Source organism: Enterococcus sp. GC34 (assembly GCF_040886645.1).
Taxonomy (GTDB): Bacteria; Bacillota; Bacilli; order Lactobacillales; family Enterococcaceae; genus Enterococcus; species Enterococcus faecalis.
On sequence record NZ_JBFOEF010000011.1, the window covers coordinates 70,289 to 89,074 of the forward strand.

At 38.8% G+C, this 18,786-nt stretch carries 21 protein-coding genes and 1 riboswitch; of the genes, 17 read left to right on the forward strand and 4 right to left on the reverse strand.

Annotated elements, in window-relative coordinates:
• Positions 1 to 5: 5 nt before the first annotated feature.
• A complete protein-coding gene (locus AB3I72_RS11680) occupies positions 6 to 1,508 on the reverse strand; it encodes a glucosyltransferase domain-containing protein (protein WP_368023954.1) in 1,503 nt (500 codons plus the stop codon).
• Positions 1,509 to 2,044: 536 nt separating this feature from the next.
• Positions 2,045 to 2,620, reverse strand: a complete 576-nt coding sequence (locus tag AB3I72_RS11685) for a DUF805 domain-containing protein (protein ID WP_002379789.1) — start codon at positions 2,618 to 2,620, stop codon at positions 2,045 to 2,047.
• 165 nt (positions 2,621 to 2,785) lie between these two features.
• Between AB3I72_RS11685 and AB3I72_RS11690 the strand changes: the two genes are divergently transcribed.
• The 8 genes from AB3I72_RS11690 to AB3I72_RS11725 all read left to right on the forward strand — a co-directional run bounded on the left by AB3I72_RS11690 (position 2,786) and on the right by AB3I72_RS11725 (position 8,853).
• Positions 2,786 to 3,556, forward strand: coding sequence for an alpha/beta fold hydrolase (locus AB3I72_RS11690; protein ID WP_002356329.1), 771 nt, complete (start codon positions 2,786 to 2,788; stop codon positions 3,554 to 3,556).
• Positions 3,557 to 3,643: 87 nt separating this feature from the next.
• Positions 3,644 to 4,186 (forward strand): 5-formyltetrahydrofolate cyclo-ligase, encoded by a 543-nt coding sequence (locus AB3I72_RS11695; RefSeq protein ID WP_002394065.1) that lies wholly within the window; start codon positions 3,644 to 3,646, stop codon positions 4,184 to 4,186.
• A gap of 10 nt (positions 4,187 to 4,196) precedes the next feature.
• Complete coding sequence (locus AB3I72_RS11700) at positions 4,197 to 4,907, forward strand: rhomboid family intramembrane serine protease (protein WP_368023955.1); 711 nt, start codon at positions 4,197 to 4,199, stop codon at positions 4,905 to 4,907.
• 17 nt (positions 4,908 to 4,924) lie between these two features.
• Positions 4,925 to 5,143, forward strand: coding sequence for a YqgQ family protein (locus AB3I72_RS11705; RefSeq protein ID WP_002356332.1), 219 nt, complete (start codon positions 4,925 to 4,927; stop codon positions 5,141 to 5,143).
• The gene (locus AB3I72_RS11710) at positions 5,144 to 6,115 is read left to right on the forward strand and encodes an ROK family glucokinase (RefSeq protein WP_002356333.1); all 972 of its coding nucleotides are present in this window, start codon (positions 5,144 to 5,146) and stop codon (positions 6,113 to 6,115) included.
• A 15-nt stretch (positions 6,116 to 6,130) separates the two neighbouring features.
• Positions 6,131 to 6,529 (forward strand): rhodanese-like domain-containing protein, encoded by a 399-nt coding sequence (locus AB3I72_RS11715; RefSeq protein ID WP_002356334.1) that lies wholly within the window; start codon positions 6,131 to 6,133, stop codon positions 6,527 to 6,529.
• 121 nt (positions 6,530 to 6,650) lie between these two features.
• Positions 6,651 to 7,001 (forward strand): DUF488 domain-containing protein, encoded by a 351-nt coding sequence (locus AB3I72_RS11720; RefSeq protein WP_002362343.1) that lies wholly within the window; start codon positions 6,651 to 6,653, stop codon positions 6,999 to 7,001.
• A 13-nt stretch (positions 7,002 to 7,014) separates the two neighbouring features.
• Complete coding sequence (locus AB3I72_RS11725; protein WP_368023956.1) at positions 7,015 to 8,853, forward strand: FAD/NAD(P)-binding protein; 1,839 nt, start codon at positions 7,015 to 7,017, stop codon at positions 8,851 to 8,853.
• A 162-nt stretch (positions 8,854 to 9,015) separates the two neighbouring features.
• On the opposite strand, the gene AB3I72_RS11730 is transcribed toward AB3I72_RS11725, so the two are convergent.
• Positions 9,016 to 9,183, reverse strand: coding sequence for a DUF3042 family protein (locus AB3I72_RS11730; RefSeq protein WP_002356337.1), 168 nt, complete (start codon positions 9,181 to 9,183; stop codon positions 9,016 to 9,018).
• A gap of 267 nt (positions 9,184 to 9,450) precedes the next feature.
• On the opposite strand from AB3I72_RS11730, the gene galE reads away from it, so the two are divergent.
• The 8 genes from galE (at position 9,451) to thiD (ending at position 16,967) form a co-directional block, all read left to right on the forward strand.
• Complete coding sequence (galE, locus tag AB3I72_RS11735) at positions 9,451 to 10,443, forward strand: UDP-glucose 4-epimerase GalE (protein ID WP_002388439.1); 993 nt, start codon at positions 9,451 to 9,453, stop codon at positions 10,441 to 10,443.
• The gene (locus AB3I72_RS11740) at positions 10,424 to 11,674 is read left to right on the forward strand and encodes a UDP-glucose--hexose-1-phosphate uridylyltransferase (protein WP_368023957.1); all 1,251 of its coding nucleotides are present in this window, start codon (positions 10,424 to 10,426) and stop codon (positions 11,672 to 11,674) included. Before galE ends, AB3I72_RS11740 begins: the two co-directional genes overlap by 20 nt.
• A gap of 71 nt (positions 11,675 to 11,745) precedes the next feature.
• Entirely contained in the window at positions 11,746 to 13,506 is a 1,761-nt protein-coding gene (gene dnaX / locus AB3I72_RS11745) for a DNA polymerase III subunit gamma/tau (protein WP_368023958.1), read from the forward strand.
• A 20-nt stretch (positions 13,507 to 13,526) separates the two neighbouring features.
• Entirely contained in the window at positions 13,527 to 13,841 is a 315-nt protein-coding gene (locus AB3I72_RS11750) for a YbaB/EbfC family nucleoid-associated protein (RefSeq protein ID WP_002382484.1), read from the forward strand.
• A 147-nt stretch (positions 13,842 to 13,988) separates the two neighbouring features.
• A riboswitch (TPP riboswitch) is annotated at positions 13,989 to 14,077 on the forward strand.
• 140 nt (positions 14,078 to 14,217) lie between these two features.
• Positions 14,218 to 14,706, forward strand: coding sequence for an energy coupling factor transporter S component ThiW (gene thiW, locus AB3I72_RS11755; protein WP_002356342.1), 489 nt, complete (start codon positions 14,218 to 14,220; stop codon positions 14,704 to 14,706).
• Positions 14,690 to 15,508 carry a hydroxyethylthiazole kinase gene (locus AB3I72_RS11760; protein ID WP_368023959.1) on the forward strand — a complete coding sequence of 273 codons (819 nt, stop codon included), beginning with the start codon at positions 14,690 to 14,692 and terminating at the stop codon, positions 15,506 to 15,508. The genes thiW and AB3I72_RS11760 overlap by 17 nt, the downstream gene beginning before the upstream one ends.
• A complete protein-coding gene (gene thiE / locus AB3I72_RS11765) occupies positions 15,505 to 16,140 on the forward strand; it encodes a thiamine phosphate synthase (RefSeq protein WP_002368794.1) in 636 nt (211 codons plus the stop codon). The genes AB3I72_RS11760 and thiE overlap by 4 nt, the downstream gene beginning before the upstream one ends.
• Positions 16,137 to 16,967 (forward strand): bifunctional hydroxymethylpyrimidine kinase/phosphomethylpyrimidine kinase, encoded by an 831-nt coding sequence (gene thiD, locus AB3I72_RS11770; protein WP_002381400.1) that lies wholly within the window; start codon positions 16,137 to 16,139, stop codon positions 16,965 to 16,967. The genes thiE and thiD overlap by 4 nt, the downstream gene beginning before the upstream one ends.
• Positions 16,968 to 17,060: 93 nt before the next feature.
• On the opposite strand, the gene AB3I72_RS11775 is transcribed toward thiD, so the two are convergent.
• Complete coding sequence (locus tag AB3I72_RS11775) at positions 17,061 to 17,417, reverse strand: helix-turn-helix domain-containing protein (RefSeq protein ID WP_002356348.1); 357 nt, start codon at positions 17,415 to 17,417, stop codon at positions 17,061 to 17,063.
• Between the two features lie 144 nt (positions 17,418 to 17,561).
• Between AB3I72_RS11775 and AB3I72_RS11780 the strand changes: the two genes are divergently transcribed.
• Entirely contained in the window at positions 17,562 to 18,734 is a 1,173-nt protein-coding gene (locus AB3I72_RS11780; protein ID WP_086279835.1) for an MFS transporter, read from the forward strand.
• The last annotated feature ends 52 nt before the right edge of the window (positions 18,735 to 18,786 follow it).

Consider the following 18,786-nt stretch of genomic DNA (forward strand, 5'->3'; position numbering starts at 1 on the left):
CCAAATTATTTTGACAAATTAACAACAATACAATCATCTACCACTCGGATAGAATCTTTGCTAGGCCAGACATTCATTTCCGCTTGTAAAGCTTTGTGTTTTTCAAAATCTTCTGGTGTAGGATCATTAAAATTTAATCCAAATGTTTTCATATAGAGTAAAGTATTTAAACTAGTATGCACCGAGTTAGGCATGAATTCAAATAATGAGACACCGTTTGTTTCACCTTTTATATTTGAAACATTCCGAGGAGAACGATTTCCATACATTAAAAGTTTATAGGATTCAGGATTCTCAATTTCCATTGAATAAATATTATTTGTAATCATTTCCGCAGTACGTAAATCTTCTTCCGCTGTTAGATACTCAGAATATTCTAGGTTGGTTGTTTCCCGAACTTGAATAAAAGTAAAGAGAATTACTATGCCAATTAATAAATGTTTAAGCACAAAGTTGTATCCCCAGTAAATCATAATAAAGATGAGTAATAACACTAAAACAGCAGGGAAGTTAGGTACTTCCCCTCTAATTGCCGGACGTTTTCCACCTAAAATTGTAAACATGAGTGGAGTGATTACAATGCCTAACAAGGTAATAAAGATGAAGAAAACATTTTTGCGTTTTAGATAGGACATATTAATTAATACAATGACCAGTAAAAGAACACATATCAAAAACAGCGGTGTAAAAAAAGTGTCTCCGACTGGAGGGAAGAATAGTTCTTTGGCGTAATCTTTAATATCGTTGATAGAATCTATCAAGGGGCGTTTACCCCAAAGAATCATATTATCTAGATAGGAGCTTTCAACGTTTAAAACTTTTTTCGCTAACATCGTCATTAGTTGAGATAGAACGAGAGATGAAATAGCTAGTAGAATGAAATGACCAATTTTGAAGGCATAGTCTTTAAAAGAAATTTTAAGATCATTCAACTGAGCAAAATACAATGTCATTAAAATCTTGAATAAAATTAAGGTACACGCAAATACAAAGAATGATTGGTACATAGTAAGTGTAAACGTCAGCAACAAAAAGCCGAATAATTTAAAAATTTTATTGGGAATATGGTAAATAGCAATGAGAGAAAGTATAACCAAACAGATACCTAATGAAAATTCAAAATTTTGTAGGACGAAGTAAAATTGTTCGCTAAATAATTGACTGGTTGGAAAAATACTTGGGATAATATATAAATACTTTTTGTTATAAATCTGCTTAATTGAAAGATCAACATAATAGCACAACAAGATAGTGGCGATAGCAAAGAAAATAATAGCTAACAAATTTAAAAAATAAACATTTACATAGTTGTATGTTAAAAGCTTTAAAGCTACTAATCCTGGTCTACCAATGGAAACCCAATGTTTTAAGTAGCCTCTGTAGTTAGTCATTAAGTGCATAGTATCAATAGCGTAAGTATTGTTAAATAGTTTAATACCATAAGTAGCAAAGACAATTAAAAAGCTGTAGATGGCTAAACCTTTGTTTTCTTTAATAAAATGTTTCATTTTTCTCTCCTGTCTTTTTTTCTTGTTTACCAACTTGTTTTGTAAAAAAATATTGAGGAATCGCATGTGTACGAATTATTTAATTTATCTTCATTAGTAAAAGTAACCGTTTCCGTTTATTGTTAAAAAATATAACGATATAGTTTTTTTATCTGCTCTTGTGCATAGCTTTGTAATCAGTTATATGGTGATGTGAAATGTGTCTATAACTAATTAATTATAGAACAAGTGTATCTTAAATGCTAGATAATCTAGGAATAGTCAGATAAAAATTTAAGGTGCCAAATTTGTGAAGTTGATAGTAGTTAAATGTAAATCATTTGTGGGACTCAATCTAACAGAGGAAAAATTTTTTATAAAACAATAAAAAGAGAGCTGATCAATAATGCTCGGTTCAGAGATATTGATCAGGCTCAAATGAGGACTATCTAAATATGATTGAAACTTACTATAATACTAGACACTCTTGGTAATCAATATTTTCAGTAACTTTAAAAGTAGTTCTGCGAAGTTCCTCAATTCATTCCGCTTATTGATTACTTTACTTCTTTGTAACGGAAGAAGAAGCGTAAGACGCTATTTTGGCTAGTTGTCGTTAGTTTATCTGTTGGTAAGACTGTTAGTAAGAAGAAAAACAGACTAATCACAAGAGTGAAAAATAAGAAGACGGGACTGCCACCTGTTATCACAGTATCTGTTTGAACGTCATATTTAAAAGTTGACATAACAGAGAAAACTTGTGTATAGCTACAGGCAATAGAAAGTAGATATAAAACAAGCACGCCCCAACCTGTCATCCCAGCATCACGATACCGACGTACACACATTGCCCACGTTGGTAATAATAAAGCTAACCATAAAACAAGTGCAAAAAGCATTAACGGTAATAAGTTTCCAAAATCATAGGTTTCAAAATATTCAGCTGCTAAAATTGCTGACACGGCTTTGCCGACAATGGCAATATAAAAAATAAGTGCTAAAATGCTTAATACCAATGTCATCCACCAATAACCAGCACGTGTTGTCCGACCTTTAAAATCAACATATCCACGAAAATAATCTTTAAAAGCTTGTCCAAATGTTACTTTGCCTTTTTCCTCAATTTTAACCATAAAAACACCCCTTTGTATTTAATAAAATGATTATAACGGAAAGTAATAAAATAGGAAAATGCGAATTCGCATATTTTGTGGTTTTTTTGATAAATCATATAAAGAGCAGGTTTTATCAAAAAACGGTAAAATAAGAGAAGATATTTTATAATGGAGGAATCATGAATGAAAATCAGTATTAGACATCGCTACATAGCAAAAATTCCAGCATTAGAAGTGACAACAGAAGAGCAAAAAAACGAAGCATTGCCTTTAATTGTTTACTATCATGGTTGGCAATCGGCAAAAGAATTATCTTTAACACAAGCAAGAAAATTAGCACACGAGGGGTTTCGGGTCATTTTACCAGATGCCATGAACCATGGAGAAAGAAAAACCGGACCTATTTCCACGATTCCTTCGATTACATTTTGGAGTAGCATTCAATATAATTTGATTGAATTTCCAGTAATTATCCATCATTTTCATAAATTAGGGTTGATTAAAGAAAATTGGATTGGCGTAGGTGGTGTGTCCATGGGCGGTATTACTACCAGCGCTCTTATGACCCAACATCCTGAGATTCAAGCTGCTGCTTGCTTAATGGGAACACCCTATCCGGCGCGCTATATTCAGCGAGTGATTCAACGGGCGAAAGAATTTGCTATTTTTGTGCCTAAAGACTTGCCACTATTGCTAAGTTGGGTGCATCAATACGATTTATCACAAACGCCAGAAAGACTGCAAGAACGACCGATGCTGTTTTGGCATGGAACGGAAGATGAAAAAATCCCCTATGAAGACATGGCTGATTTTGAACAATTAGTGTCTGGGAAAACGTATGCGAGAAATACGCAATTTATAACGGAAATCGGTGAGCGGCATTTAGTGAAAGGAGAAACAATGGATTTGGTTGTTGACTTTTTTAAAGAAGCGTCAAAAACGTTAGAAAAATAACGGGATTTTTCAAAGAGAAAAGGGGAATCAGCTTGTTTTTTAAGAACACTTTCTATAAACTTAACAGAAAAGGGGTTGAAGGTGTACATGGAGAAAAACAAGTTGAGAAAAGTGGGCTTAACTGCCCTGGAATGGCTAAAACAACATCCAGAAATTAAACAACATAAAGAATCAAGTCTCTATGAACAGTTGTTTGCTAGTCAGCAATGGCAACAAGCACAAACAATCGGAATGATTCGGTCGTTACCGCTAGAATTATCAACACAGCCAATTTTCGAACGGGCCATGCAAGAGGGCAAGCAAGTGGCGGTGCCGCGAACATTTAAAGGAGGTAAAATGCACTTTTATCAAGTCTTTCCAGAGACAGTTTATGACACCAGTGCATTTGGCGTGGAGGAACCTCCGTTAACAGCAGCAGAAATAACAGCTACAGCGATTGATTTATTGATTGTGCCAGGGATTGTTTTCAATCGTGCTGGCTATCGAATAGGCTTCGGCGGTGGTTTTTATGATCGTTATTTGGAACATTTTTCGGGCCATTCATGTAGTTTAGTTTTTAGTGAACAACTCCATGAACAATGGCAACCAGAAGCGTTTGATCAGCCAATCGAACAATTATTTATACAATAGGAGGAATGGAATGAATTATCAAACAGAAATGAAATTGAAACGGCTAAAAAATCAGCCGTTCATTACGTATGCCCTTTTAGGTATTTCAATCATTGTTTTCCTTGGATTGGAATTAACTGGAGGATCAGAAAATATTTTAAACTTAGTTAATTGGGGGGCAATGGTTCGTCCACTGGTAGCTCAAAATCATGAATACTGGCGGTTTATCACGCCAATGTTTCTTCACATTGGGTTTATGCATATTATTTTAAATATGGTTACTCTTTATTATATCGGCGCACAGGTTGAGGCAATTTATGGGCATTGGCGCTATTTGGGAATTTATTTATTGAGTGGGATTGCTGGAAATATCGCCAGTTTTGCCTTTGGGACACCCAACAGTATCTCAGCGGGTGCTAGTACAGCACTTTTTGGTTTGTTTGGCGCATTTGTTATTTTAGGACGCCATTTTAGAGACAATCCAGCGATTATGTATATGGTGCAACGCTATTCAATGTTTATTGTGATTAATTTGTTATTTAACTTGTTTAGTAGCTCTGTAGATATGATGGGTCATGTTGGCGGTCTAATTGGTGGACTATTAGTCGCGACGGCTTTTGCTGTTCCAAATCGTGAAGAAGCATTTAATAAGCACGAGCGAATTATGGCCACGTTAATTTTTATTTTTCTTGTCGTAATTTGTCTGTTATTGGGTTTTAAAAAATACGGTTTACCTGTATAATAAGGAAGTGTTTTCGTATGGAAACGTTATATGATGTACAACAACTTTTTAAACAGTTTGGGATGTATATTTATGTCGGTGCACGGATTTATGATATTGAGTTAATGATGATTGAATTAAAAAAATTGTATGAAGGTCAATTGGTAGACCGAGATACGTATTTACAGGCCCGGCATATTTTGCAAAGAGAGCATCGAATAGAAGAATCTAGAGGGAAGCAGAAAGGAATCGACTAAATGGATAAGAAGATTATTGGGATTGATTTAGGTGGAACGACCATCAAATTTGCTATTTTAACAACCGATGGCGTTGTTCAACAAAAATGGAGTATTGAAACGAATATTTTAGAAGATGGCAAGCACATTGTGCCATCAATTATTGAAAGTATTCGTCACCGTATAGATCTTTATAATATGAAAAAAGAAGATTTTGTGGGAATTGGTATGGGAACACCAGGGAGTGTCGACATTGAAAAAGGAACTGTTGTAGGTGCCTATAATTTAAACTGGACGACTGTACAGCCTGTCAAAGAACAAATCGAATCTGCTTTAGGAATTCCGTTTGCCTTAGATAATGATGCCAATGTTGCCGCTTTAGGTGAGCGTTGGAAGGGCGCGGGGGAAAACAATCCCGACGTGATTTTTATTACTTTAGGAACAGGTGTCGGCGGAGGCATTGTTGCAGCGGGAGAATTGCTCCACGGTGTTGCTGGCTGCGCTGGTGAAGTTGGGCATGTGACGGTTGATCCTAACGGCTTTGACTGTACCTGTGGGAAACGTGGCTGTTTAGAAACTGTTTCTAGTGCCACTGGTGTCGTTCGTGTTGCACGTCATTTATCAGAAGAGTTTGCAGGTGACTCTGAACTGAAACAAGCGATTGATGATGGACAAGATGTTTCGAGTAAAGATGTTTTTGAATTTGCTGAAAAAGGCGATCATTTTGCTTTAATGGTTGTGGATCGTGTTTGTTTCTATTTAGGCTTAGCCACAGGAAACTTAGGTAACACGTTAAATCCAGATAGCGTGGTTATCGGTGGAGGTGTTTCTGCAGCAGGAGAATTTTTACGTAGTCGTGTCGAAAAATATTTCCAAGAATTTACCTTCCCGCAAGTTCGAAATAGTACAAAAATCAAATTAGCAGAGCTAGGTAATGAGGCCGGCGTCATTGGTGCCGCTTCACTAGCATTACAATTTTCAAAAGAGAAATAGAGAGGGCTTTTTAGAATGAGTATTTTATGGGTAATCAATGGCATTTTGCTAGTTATTGTACTAGCGATGGTATTCAATGAATTATATTTGAAAATTATGGTGAAACGTTCAGCAAAAATGCTGACGGAAGAAGAATTTAAAGAAACAATGCGTAAAGCACAAGTGATTGACGTTCGTGAGAAAGATACATTTGATGCTGGGCATATTTTAGGGGCGCGCAGCATGCCATACAGCATGTTAAAAACAACAATTGGTTCTCTTCGTAAGGATCAACCTGTTTATCTTTATGATCAGAAGAAAGCTTTAAGTATCCGAGCAGCTAATTTATTACGCAAAAATGGCTATACTGATATTTATATTTTAAAAGGCGGCTATGATGGCTGGACTGGGAAAGTGAAAAAGAGAAATAGTTAATAACAAAAAGAGTTGGTCTTCATTGAGACCAACTCTTTTTGTATAGGAAAACTTAATAGAGATGTTGCTTTTTGTCAGTCCTCACTTTTTGAGCTACAATAAAAAGAAGAGGTGAAGGCAGATGATTCAAATCAAGCGAGCATATGAAGCACCGACAGAGCAAGATGGCTACCGTGTTTTAGTTGACCGTGTTTGGCCACGAGGAAAATCCAAGGAATCTGAAAAGTTAGATGAATGGCTCAAAGAAGTGGCCCCAAGTACAGAGCTACGGAAATGGTTTAATCATGAAGCAAATAAATATCCTGAGTTTAAACAAAAATACCAAGAAGAATTGAAACATGAGCCAACTGCCACAGCGTTTAAGCAGTTACAGACAATTGTAAAAAATCAGCCAGTAGTCACGCTGGTCTATGGGGCGAAAGATACAGTGCATAATCAAGCGGTTGTCTTAAAAGAATTATTAGAAAAATAGAGTAGGTGATTGGATGAAAATTGCAATTGTAGGTGCTGGACCCAGAGGCTTATCAGCTGCAGAACGAGTCATTGAATGGGCTCGTAAAACGGAAATAAATGTTCAGCTCACGTTGTTTGATCCATACGGTCCAGGTGGGAAAATTTGGCGAGCAGAGCAACCTAATTATTTATTAATGAACACCGTGATTAGTCAAGTCACTTTATTTACAGATGAATCTTTTAGTGGCGAAGGACCAATTGTCAAGGGACCCACTCTCTATGAATGGACCCAAACAGAAGCTGCGCAGTACATTCAACAGCAACAACCCTATAATTATCTTGAGTTGTTGAAAGAATGTCATCGCCTTGGACCGAATGATCACTGCTCGAGGGCTTTTTATGGCATGTACCAAAAATGGTTTTATACGTATTTAGCCACGCGGTGTAACGAACAAACATCGCTGACGTTTTTTAAAGAGCCAGTAACTACTGTACGGGCAGGAGAGGATAACTATTATGTGTACACCCAATCCATTGAGTTTACGGCAGACAAAGTAATTTTAGCCATGGGTCACCAAGAAAATGAATTAACGACTGTTGAACAAGAGCTTGCGGACTACGCCAAGGAGCATCGTTTGTTTTATTCTTCCCCTAAAAATGCGGCGGATGCTTTATTGGCACTTGCCAATATACCCGCAAAACAACCCGTTGTGTTAAAAGGCTTAGGTTTGGCATTTTTTGACTATTTATCTGCCTTGACGATTGGCCGCGGGGGTGTTTTTTCTCGTCAAAATGGCCGCTTACGTTATGAACCTTCTGGAAGAGAGCCCATTATTATTGCTGGTTCTGGTCGCGGTTTTCCTTCTCATCCTCGAGGGAATAATCAAAAAGGCTACGGGGAAACCTATCAGCCTGTTTTTTTAACCGAAACGTATTTAGCTGAATGTCGTAAAAAAGGACAGGTTACAGGCGCAGAGTTTTTTGGGTATTTAAAAAAAGAAGTGGAATATGTGTATTACACTTGCTTAATCGAAGAAAAATATTCGTATCTTTCTAAAGAGGCCTTTCAACAGCTGTTTATTCAAACCAAGGGAGCGCCGGAAAGCTTAGCCCACTTTGAAAAACAAGATTGGTTTGATTGGCAAGCGTTAGAACATCCTGAAACAAAGAAAACCACTCATGAACGTTTTCGTTCGTTTTTACTAGAGTATTTAAAATGGGATATTCAAGAAGCAGAGAAAGGCAATCTTAGCGGTCCTTTGACCACTGCTTTAGACAGTTTAAAAGATTTAAGAGATCAGATTCGCTTTGTTTTGGATGAAGGGTTATTAACGAATGACGAGAGTCAAAAGTGGTTGTGGCATTGGTTTACCCCGTTGAATACATTTTTGTCAGTGGGACCTTCTGTTGAAAGAACAGAAGAGCTACAGGCGTTAGTTGAACTGGGATTAGTCACGATTCTGGGGCCAGAAATGCGTGTCGAAATGAAAGCGGGTCAATTTATTACTTATGCTAATTTGTTTCCGGAAAATCGGTATAATAGTCACTTTTTAATTGAAGCGCGCATTCCCAAAGTTAATAATGAAAAAAGCTTGAATCCTTTAACAAGGCAGTTGTTAGCCGATAAGCTAGCTACGCTCCATCAACTGGCATTAGCTGATGGTCAAATAGTCAAAACAGGTGCACTCTTGATTGTGCCTGCCACGAATCAAGTCATCACAAAAGATGGGCAGGTGGCGACAGGCCTTTTTAGTTGTGGTATTCCAACAGAAGGGATTCATTGGTTAACAGCCGCTGCAGCTCGTCCTGGTGTGGATCCTTGGAATATGCGCGATATGGATCGGATTGCTGCCACTATTTTTAATAGTTAAGAAAAATAGTCAGCTCCTTTGGTAAAAAAGAAAGCATAACAAGTGGTCATCCATCGCTTTGATGGATGACCACTTGTTATGCTTAAGAGAATCAACAGAGCCAGAAGCGCTCCTGTTGATTTCTTGGCGTTAGATTTTTTATCTCAATGTCACAGCTATTTTTTAACGTGCAATACGTTTACGCATCGCTTTTTTACGGTTTTCTTCAATCATATCTTCTTTTTCTTCAATTGGATCAATGACTGTTTTTTTAATAGTTGTAGCCACACCGGCTAAAGCAGCAACTGTGATAGCAGTACCGACTAACATACCTGATACAAATTTTTTCATCGTTCATTCCTTCTTTCAAATTGTATTTGTTTCTATTATGACGGAAAAAAGCAAAAAAATCCAATAGTTACAATGATTTTTCATAAACTCTACGACTAATTTAGAGATTTGTTAAAATTTACCAAGTCTTTTCTGTATTTTTATAGGAAAAATGAATAAGGAGAAATGGCCAAATTAAATCCTGTTTACAAAATGAAATAATTCAGAAGTAAACCTTATTTAATGGTACAATAGAAAAAGAAATTAGAGAGAAAAAGGAGCGTATTTATGTCTATTTTAGTATTAGGTGGCGCAGGCTACATCGGCTCACATGCCGTCGATCAATTAATTTCAAAAGGGTATGCCGTTGTGGTTGTTGATAATTTATTAACGGGACATCGTTCAGCAGTTCATGAACAAGCGACTTTCTATGAAGGCGATATTCGTGATAAAGCTTTTTTACGTAGTGTCTTTGAAAAGGAATCAATTGAAGGGGTGTTGCACTTTGCGGCCAATTCTTTAGTAGGAGAATCCGTGGAGAAACCGTTAATGTATTTCAATAACAATGTTCACGGCACTCAAATTGCCTTGGAAGTCATGCAAGAATTCGGGGTGAAACACATTGTTTTTTCTTCCACAGCGGCCACTTATGGCGAACCAAAAGCAATGCCTATTACAGAAGAAACCCCAACGAATCCTAAAAATCCGTATGGGGAAAGTAAATTAATGATGGAAAAAATCATGAAATGGTGCGACAACGCTTATGGAATGAAATATGTTGCTTTGCGTTATTTTAATGTTGCAGGAGCAAAAAAAGATGCCTCAATTGGTGAGGATCACACGCCAGAAACGCATATTGTGCCAATTATTTTACAAGTGGCATTAGGCCAACGAGCAGAGCTAAGTATTTTTGGGGATGATTATGATACACCAGATGGCACGTGCATTCGAGATTATGTTTATATTGAAGACTTGATTGCAGCACATATTTTGGCTTTAGAATATTTGAAAAATGGCGGCGAAAGTGACGTCTTTAACCTGGGAAGCAACAACGGCTATTCTGTTAAAGAAATGTTAGATGCTGCTCGCGAAGTGACAGGCCAAGAAATTCCTGCGACAATCGCGCCACGCCGAGCAGGGGATCCTAGTACGTTAATTGCTTCTAGTGAAAAAGCCAAACGAGTTTTAGGCTGGCAACCAGAAGTAACTGAGGTCAAGGACATTATCGCCACCGCTTGGCAATGGCACCAAGCTCATCCACATGGATATCAAGAAAAGTAATAGGAGGAATGAATCGATGACCACGAGTCAAATGATTGCCGATTTTACCACACTTGCTATTCAAGCAGGTGGTTGGATGGAATTGGATCGCTTATATCTTCAGAACCGTTTATTATCAATGATTGGTGAACAAGAATTAGGCGAAGTAGACATACGGCCTGTGGCAACACCCGCCGCTGATTTGGCGGAACAATTGTGTCAAATTGCGATTGCCAATCAACTTGTAAAAACAGAGCAACAAAAAGAACAGTTCGTGGTGCAATTGATGGATTTGTTGACACCGCCACCTTCTGTGGTTAATGCTTTTTTTGCACAACATTATGCTAAAGAGCCACAAGAGGCTACCGAGTATTTTTACCAACTTTGTCAAAAAAACGGTACGGTCATTGAACAGGAAGAACCTGTTGTTTTTTCAACAGTCTATGGTGATTTTTTAGCAAATAAGGTCCACAGTGAGGCGCCAAAAGCAACGCTCTCTGCACAAAGCTATCCCCGCTGTGAATGGTGCATGGCAACAGAAGGCTACCAGGGAAGTCAGCAATTTCCTGCGACTACGAACCATCGAGTGATTCGAATGAACTTAGATGGCGAAAGCTGGGGGTTTTCCTTTGTAAAACAGGCACAATATCAGCAACAAGGTGTGATTGCGTTTGAAAAACATCAGGCAGCGAAACGTTCAGTTAAGACTTTTCAGCAATTGTTGAAAATTGTTGAGGTCTTTCCTCATTATTTTGCTGGGATTGATGCTGTCTTTGAACAAAATGAGCATGTCTATTATCAAACGGGTTTGCAACAATTTCCATTAGCCGAAGCGAGCATTTCAGAATATGTTGAGTTAGCTAACTATCCTTTAATCAACGCAGGAATGGTGAATTGGCCAGTTGCGACTTTTCGTATAGAGGGACCTAATGCGTCAGAAGTTGCCCAAGCCGCAAATGATATTTTTGAGCAATGGCAAACGCTGAAACTGCCAACGGATGAGATACAAATCGTTGCACGACGAAAAGAACTTTTATATGTCATGGACTTAATTTTTAGTCGACCTCAAGCAAAGCCTTCGTTAACGTTAGCAGAAGTCCAAGGTTTAATGACTTGGAGCAACCAGAAAACGCAGGCGCTTGAAACGGTCGCTTCAGCGTATCAACAGCGACTAAAAGAAGCCAGTGCGTTTGCAGAAACAAGTGAAGGAAAAGCGGCTTTTTTAGCAATGGTTGCGTCACTGACTCATTAAAAGAAAAAAGATGCCGAATGACTAAAAATCACGTATAATAGATAAGAATGAAAAATAAGGGAGGGTAAAAAATGGCTTATCAAGCACTTTATCGGGTCTGGCGTTCACAACGTTTCGATGACGTAGTAGGACAAAAAGCAATTACTCAGACGCTGAAAAATGCGATAGTGCAAAAGAAAACATCTCATGCCTATTTATTTACTGGCCCTCGTGGTACAGGTAAAACCAGTGCCGCAAAAATTTTTGCTAAAGCGATTAACTGTAAACATAGTCAAGATGGTGAACCTTGTAATGTTTGTGAAACCTGTGTAGCCATTACGGAAGGTCGTTTAAATGATGTCATTGAAATTGATGCGGCGAGTAATAATGGCGTGGAAGAAATCCGTGATATTCGTGATAAAGCAAAGTATGCACCGACACAAGCCGAATACAAAGTTTATATTATTGATGAAGTTCATATGCTATCAACAGGCGCGTTCAATGCACTTTTAAAAACCTTGGAAGAACCGCCACAAAATGTTATTTTTATCTTAGCAACGACTGAACCACACAAGATTCCGTTAACGATTATCTCACGGACGCAACGCTTTGATTTTAAGCGAATTAGTACGCAAGATATCGTCGATCATATGGCCCATATCATGCAGGAAATGGCTCTTGATTATGAGGAACAAGCCCTATATGTGATTGGGCGTGCTGCGGAAGGTGGGATGCGAGATGCCTTGAGTATCTTGGATCAAACGATTTCATTTAGTGATGAAAAAGTAACACTGGAAGATGCAATGCAAGTGACAGGCAGCCTAACCTATGAAATGATGGATCATTATATTCAGTGTTGTGTCGCCGGTGATGTTGAACGAGCATTAGAAGGCTTGGAAAGTATTTTAGGCGAAGGCAAAGAAGCACGCCGTTTCTTAGAAGATTTGTTATTATATTGTCGAGATTTGCTGATGTATCAGCAAGCACCGAAGTTATTAGCAGAAAAAGCAGGAACTTTGACAGAAGCATTTAAGGAACTAGCTACACAAACGCCTGCTGAAAAAATCTACCAACTAATCCAAATTTTAAGTGACACACAAAATGAGATCCGCTTTACCAACAATGCGAATATCTATCTGGAAGTAGCCACTGTCAAATTAGCTAAAACGGTGCAACCCAATAAACACAACACGCCAGAAACAGCTAATCAAGATGGTAGTGCAGAGGGAAATCCAGAATTAACCGATTTACAAAATCAAATCGGGCAACTGAAGAAAGAACTGGCTGAATTAAAGAAACACGGTGTAGCTGCCAAAGAAGCAGATGCGCCACGTCAACAAGCACGACCACAAGCGCCAAAAAGTTCGTTCCGCGTACCCACAGAACGGGTATATCAAGTCTTAAACGAAGCGACTAGAACACATTTAATGAATGTGAAAAATGTCTGGGAAGACTTACTGCAAACATTATCTGTGACTCAACGAGCGATGCTCAAAGCTAGTGAACCTGTCGCAGCGAGTCCTAAGGGCATCGTGGTGGCATTTGACTATGAGATTGTTTGTGCTCGTGCAACAGATGATGAAGAGATGCAGTTAGCTTTCAATAATAATTTAAGCCGTTTGATGGACTATACACCAGAGATGGTCTGCATTACTAGAGAAAGCTGGCCAAAACTAAGACAAAGCTTTATTAACCAAAATCAGGGCAGTTTGAATCATTCTGAACCTGAAAATGAAATGGCTCGTCTAGCGGACGAACCGCCTGTAACAAATGAACATTCACAAGAAAATCCAGTAGTAGATGAAGCAATCGCTATGTTTGGTGAAGAGCTTGTCGAAGTACTAGATGATTAATACGAAGGAGTAGAGGAATTATGATGCGAGGAATGGGCAACATGCAAGGCATGATGAAACAAGTACAAAAAATGCAAAAAGAAATGGCCAAAGCGCAAGAAGCGCTAAATGAAAAAGAATTTATCGGTGAAGCAACCAATCAACTTGTGACAGCGACCTTTACTGGTGATCGCACAATGAAAGATTTGACCATTAAAGAAGACGTGGTTGATCCTGAAGACGTTGATATGTTACAAGATTTAGTCATTATGGCTGTCAACGATGCGTTAGTAAAAATTGAAAAAGAAACCGAAGCAACTTTAGGTAAATACACCAAAGGAATGCCAGGATTCTAAAAAATAAGACAAACGAAAGTATGAAAAACGTCATGCCCAAAAAATCGAACTTTTTGGGCATGACGTTTTTTCTGTTTTTGTGGGAAAACTCTTTGGCAATTTTAGTAGTCGCTTCCAAAAAACTATGCTATACTAAAGCCAATTAAAGAGAAACATTTGGGGTGCTATTAGCTGAGATTATACCCATGGAACCTGAAACAGTTAGGACTGGCGCAGGGAAATGTCTTGAAATTTTGACCGATTATTGCACCCAACTACGTTTATTTGTGGTTGGGTTTTTCTGTCTTTTTCAGTCGCGCCTCCTTTTGCTTCTCGCAGAAAGGAGTTTTTTTACGTGGAAAAAAATCGAATCCACAGAGTTACGTTACTGGCATTAATGATTGCGATGGACGTTGTATTATCGCCGTTAATGCGAATTGAGGGAATGGCCCCTATGTCCAGTGTCATGAACATTATTGCCGGAGTTTTATTAGGTCCTCTTTACGGAACGCTCATGGCACTTGTCTGCGGCTTAATCCGTATGACGTTCTTAGGTATTCCGCCATTAGCGTTAACAGGTGCCGTCTTTGGCGCGTTTTTTGCTGGTTTATTTTATCAATGGGGACAAAAATTAGGCTGGTCGATGCTAGGAGAAATTTTTGGTACAGGCATCATTGGCTCGTTATTGTCCTATCCTGTAATGGTTTGGTTTACTGGCAGTAAGCAGAATTTTTATTGGTTCATTTATACGCCACGATTTATTGGCGCCACACTGATTGGTTCAGTGATTGCTTGGCTTGTCTTAGTAAAACTGAAAGAAACTCGGGTATTTAAACAAACACAGGAATTATTTTTGGGAGGGTACTTTTATGAAAACAAGCGTTAAGTTTGAAACGATTTTTCCACTGACAACGGCACCATTAATTCAGTGCATTACGAATGAAATTACGTGTGAGTCTATGGCGAATGCATTACTTTATATTGATGCTAAACCCATTATGGCAGATGATCCCCGGGAATTTCCGCAGTTGTTTCAGCAAACCAGTGCCTTGGTTTTGAATTTAGGCCATTTATCACAAGAACGAGAGCAGAGCTTGTTAGCAGCTAGTGATTATGCTCGGCAAGTGAATAAACCGACCGTAGTCGATTTAGTCGGTTATGGCGCCAGTGATATTCGCAATGAAGTTGGGGAAAAGCTGGTGCACAATCAGCCAACCGTTGTGAAAGGGAATCTTTCAGAAATGCGGACTTTTTGCCAGTTGGTGAGTCATGGCCGAGGAGTGGATGGTAGCCTTTTGGATCAAAGTGAAGAAGCAGTTGAGGAACTGATTCAGGCTTTACGTCAACAAACGCAAAAGTTTCCCCAGACGGTATTTTTAGCAACAGGGATTCAAGATGTTTTGGTTAGTCAAGAGCAAGTGATTGTCTTACAAAATGGTGTTCCTGAGTTGGATTGTTTCACTGGCACGGGCGATTTAGTCGGCGCATTAGTTGCCGCTTTATTAGGTGAAGGCAACGCGCCAATGACTGCGGCAGTAGCCGCAGTGAGCTATTTTAATCTTTGCGGAGAAAAAGCCCAGACTAAGAGCCAAGGGCTGGCCGATTTTCGCCAAAATACGTTAAATCAGTTATCTCTTTTAATGAAGGAGAAGGATTGGTTTGAGGCGGTGAAAGGACGAGTGCTATGAGAGAGCAATTGAAAGTTTATTTGGTGACAGGCCGGTATGATTTTAGTGATACTGAATTTTTAAAACGAATTGAAACTGCTTGTCGCAGTGGAGTGACATTGGTCCAACTGCGTGAAAAGGAAGTGTCAACACGGCGTTTTTACGAATTAGCAGTGAAAGTTAAAGCGGTAACAGATGCGTATCAGATTCCGTTGATTATTAATGATCGTGTCGATATTTGCTTGGCGGTGGATGCGGCAGGTGTGCATATAGGGGATGATGAATTACCGGTTGCTCTTGTGCGAAAACTGGTTGGGTCCACAAAAATCGTAGGTGTTTCAGCTAAAACGGTGGCACGAGGAGTTGAAGCGGAAAACGAGGGCGCCGATTATTTAGGCGTGGGCGCAATTTTCCCCACAACGACTAAGGACAGTCCGTTAACTTCTTTGCAGACACTTTCTGAAATTGCTGCAGCAGTCACGATTCCTGTTGTGGCGATTGGTGGGATCAAAGAAGAAAATATAGAACAACTTATGGGAACGGGAGTGGCTGGTGTTTCACTGGTCAGTGAAATTATGCTGGCTGAACAGATAACCGAGAAAGTTCAAGGGTTGATGCGTGTAACGGAGCGAATGTTGGAGGCGAGAAAATGACCGAATATAATTTGACCCCACAAGTAGTCACGATTGCTGGTTCTGATTCTGGTGGGGGAGCTGGCATGCAAGCAGATTTAAAAACATTTCAAGCACGGCAGGCATTTGGCTTAAATATTGTCATTGCATTGACGGCACAAAATACGTATGGCGTGCAAGAAAGTTTGCCGATTCCTAGTTCATTTATTGATGCACAATTTCAATCACTGGCGGCTGATTTTAAAATTGGGGCAGCGAAAACGGGGATGTTAGCAGATAGTGAGCGTGTCGAAGCTGTTGTTCGCAATTTGCAGAAAGTTGATTTTGGTCCGTTGATTGTCGATCCTGTAATGGTGGCTAAAGGTGGACATCATTTGTTAGAAGCCGAGGCAGTTCAAACGATTAAAGAGCAACTGTTGCCATTAGCAACGGTCGTGACACCTAATTTACCAGAAGCAGAAGTTTTACTAGAGACGACCATCAAGACAGAACAAGAAATGCAGACCGCAGCAAAAAAATTACAGCAATTGGGCACAAAAAATATTATTATGAAAGGCGGACATAGCACAAATCAACAAGCGGCTGATTATGTGTTAATGGAAGACGGTTCGAGCTTTTGGCTAAGTGCACCACGAATTGTAACGAAAAATACTCATGGAACAGGAGATACTTTTTCAGCGTGTATCGCAGCCGAATTAGCAAAAGGTACGCCGTTAGAAGCGGCGATTGTGATTGGCAAACAGTTTATACAAGGGGCCATTAGCCAAGCAATTTCTGTTGGACATGGCCACGGACCTACTAATCATTGGGCCCAATTAACGCAAGATATTCAAGTTATTAAAGCATAAGAAGAGCCTAGGGAAAAATCATTTTAGATTTTTCCCTAGGCTCTTAAATAGCTTAAAGCTCTTTTTTGATATAGTTTATAAACGTTTTGTTCACTAATCTTCACATTTTAAATAAATTTCTTGGCCTTGTTCTTGCAAATGAGCCACGTGGGATTCTCCCCAATTACATAAGTTATCTAAGACAGCAGAGAGGCTTTGACCATAATCGCTTAAATAATATTCGACTTTTGGTGGAACTTGGTTGTAAACTTTTCGCTCGATAATGTTGTCTTCTTCGAGTTCCCGTAATTGTTGTGTCAGCATTTTTTGACTAATGCCAGTAATACCGCGTTTTAAATCGCTGGGGCGCATGGCGCCGTGCCGTAAATTACACAGAATAATTGGTTTCCATTTACCGCCAATAACATCCATCGTTGCTTCGACACCAATCGCATATGTACGAGTTTCCAAAAAACATTCCTCCTTAATAGGTTGATAATAAACAAAAGTTACTAAAAGGTACCTATGATACAAAAAAGTAGGTACTTATCAAAATTTCAATCTTAGTATATAGTAATTTTTGTTGAAATTCAAATGTTTTTTAGGAGGAAGAGAATGGAAAAGAAAATTTCACCAAATTTAACGCTCTTTGCATTAGCTATCAATGCTTTCGCAATCGGTTCAACAGAATTTATTAGTGTGGGTTTATTACCAATGATTGTTAAAAGTTTTCATATTAGTCTTTCCCAAGCAGGTTTGACTGTTTCTTTATACGCTTTAGGTGTGACGATTGGGGCGCCGTTATTAACAATTTTGACAGGAAAATGGAATCGCCGCGCATTAATGCTGGGGATTATGCTTCTTTTTATTAGTGGGAATTTAATTGCTGCGTTTGCGCCAACATTTATTATTTTATTGGTAGGGCGGATACTTTCTGCATTGGCGCATGGTATTTTCATGTCTGTTTCGACTGTCATCGCCGCAGATGTTGTGCCGCCGTCACGTCGAGCCAGTGCCATTGCTATTATGTTTACGGGCTTAACGGTTGCAACAGTGACTGGCGTACCTTTAGGGACATTTATTGGGCAACAAACAGCTTGGCATATGTCCTTTCTTTTTATAGCCAGTATTGGCTTGGTGGGACTGATTGCTAGTTATTTTTTAGTTCCCAAAAATTTACCGATACCAGGGAAGGTTGACTTAAAAGGAATCACGCGGATTTTTACGAACAAACCCCTCGTTTTCTCTTTTCTAATTACTGCTTTTGGTTATGGTGGAACGTTTGCTGCATATACGTACTTGTCACCGTTATTGGAAAATTTAGGCTTTTCAGCCAATGCGGTAGTGATTATTTTAGTTGTTTATGGCGTAATGGTTGCAATTGGCAATACAGTAGGTGGTCACTGGGCAAATAAAAAACCTTTAGATTCGTTAGTAAAAATGTTTAGCTTATTAATTCTGTCCTTAGTCTTTTTATTCATTACTGTTTTAATGGATAACAGTCTTCTAGGCTTATTAGCAAGTTTGATGTTGGGTCTATTTGCCTTTATGAATGTACCTGGTTTACAACTATATGTTGTAGAATTAGCGGAAAAGTATGTTCCAGAAGATATCACTTTGGCCTCAGCTTTTAATATTGCAGCCTTTAATATTGGGATTACCGTTGGCTCAATGACAGGTGGGGTAGTCACAGATCATTTATCAGTAACATATACACCGATTTTTGGTGGCTTTATCGTGTTGATTGCCGTCTTGTTCGTACTATATATTCGGAAGCAAGAAGCATAAAAAAACAACTATCTTTAGAAAACTAAAAAAAGCAACTGGGCACTACGGAACG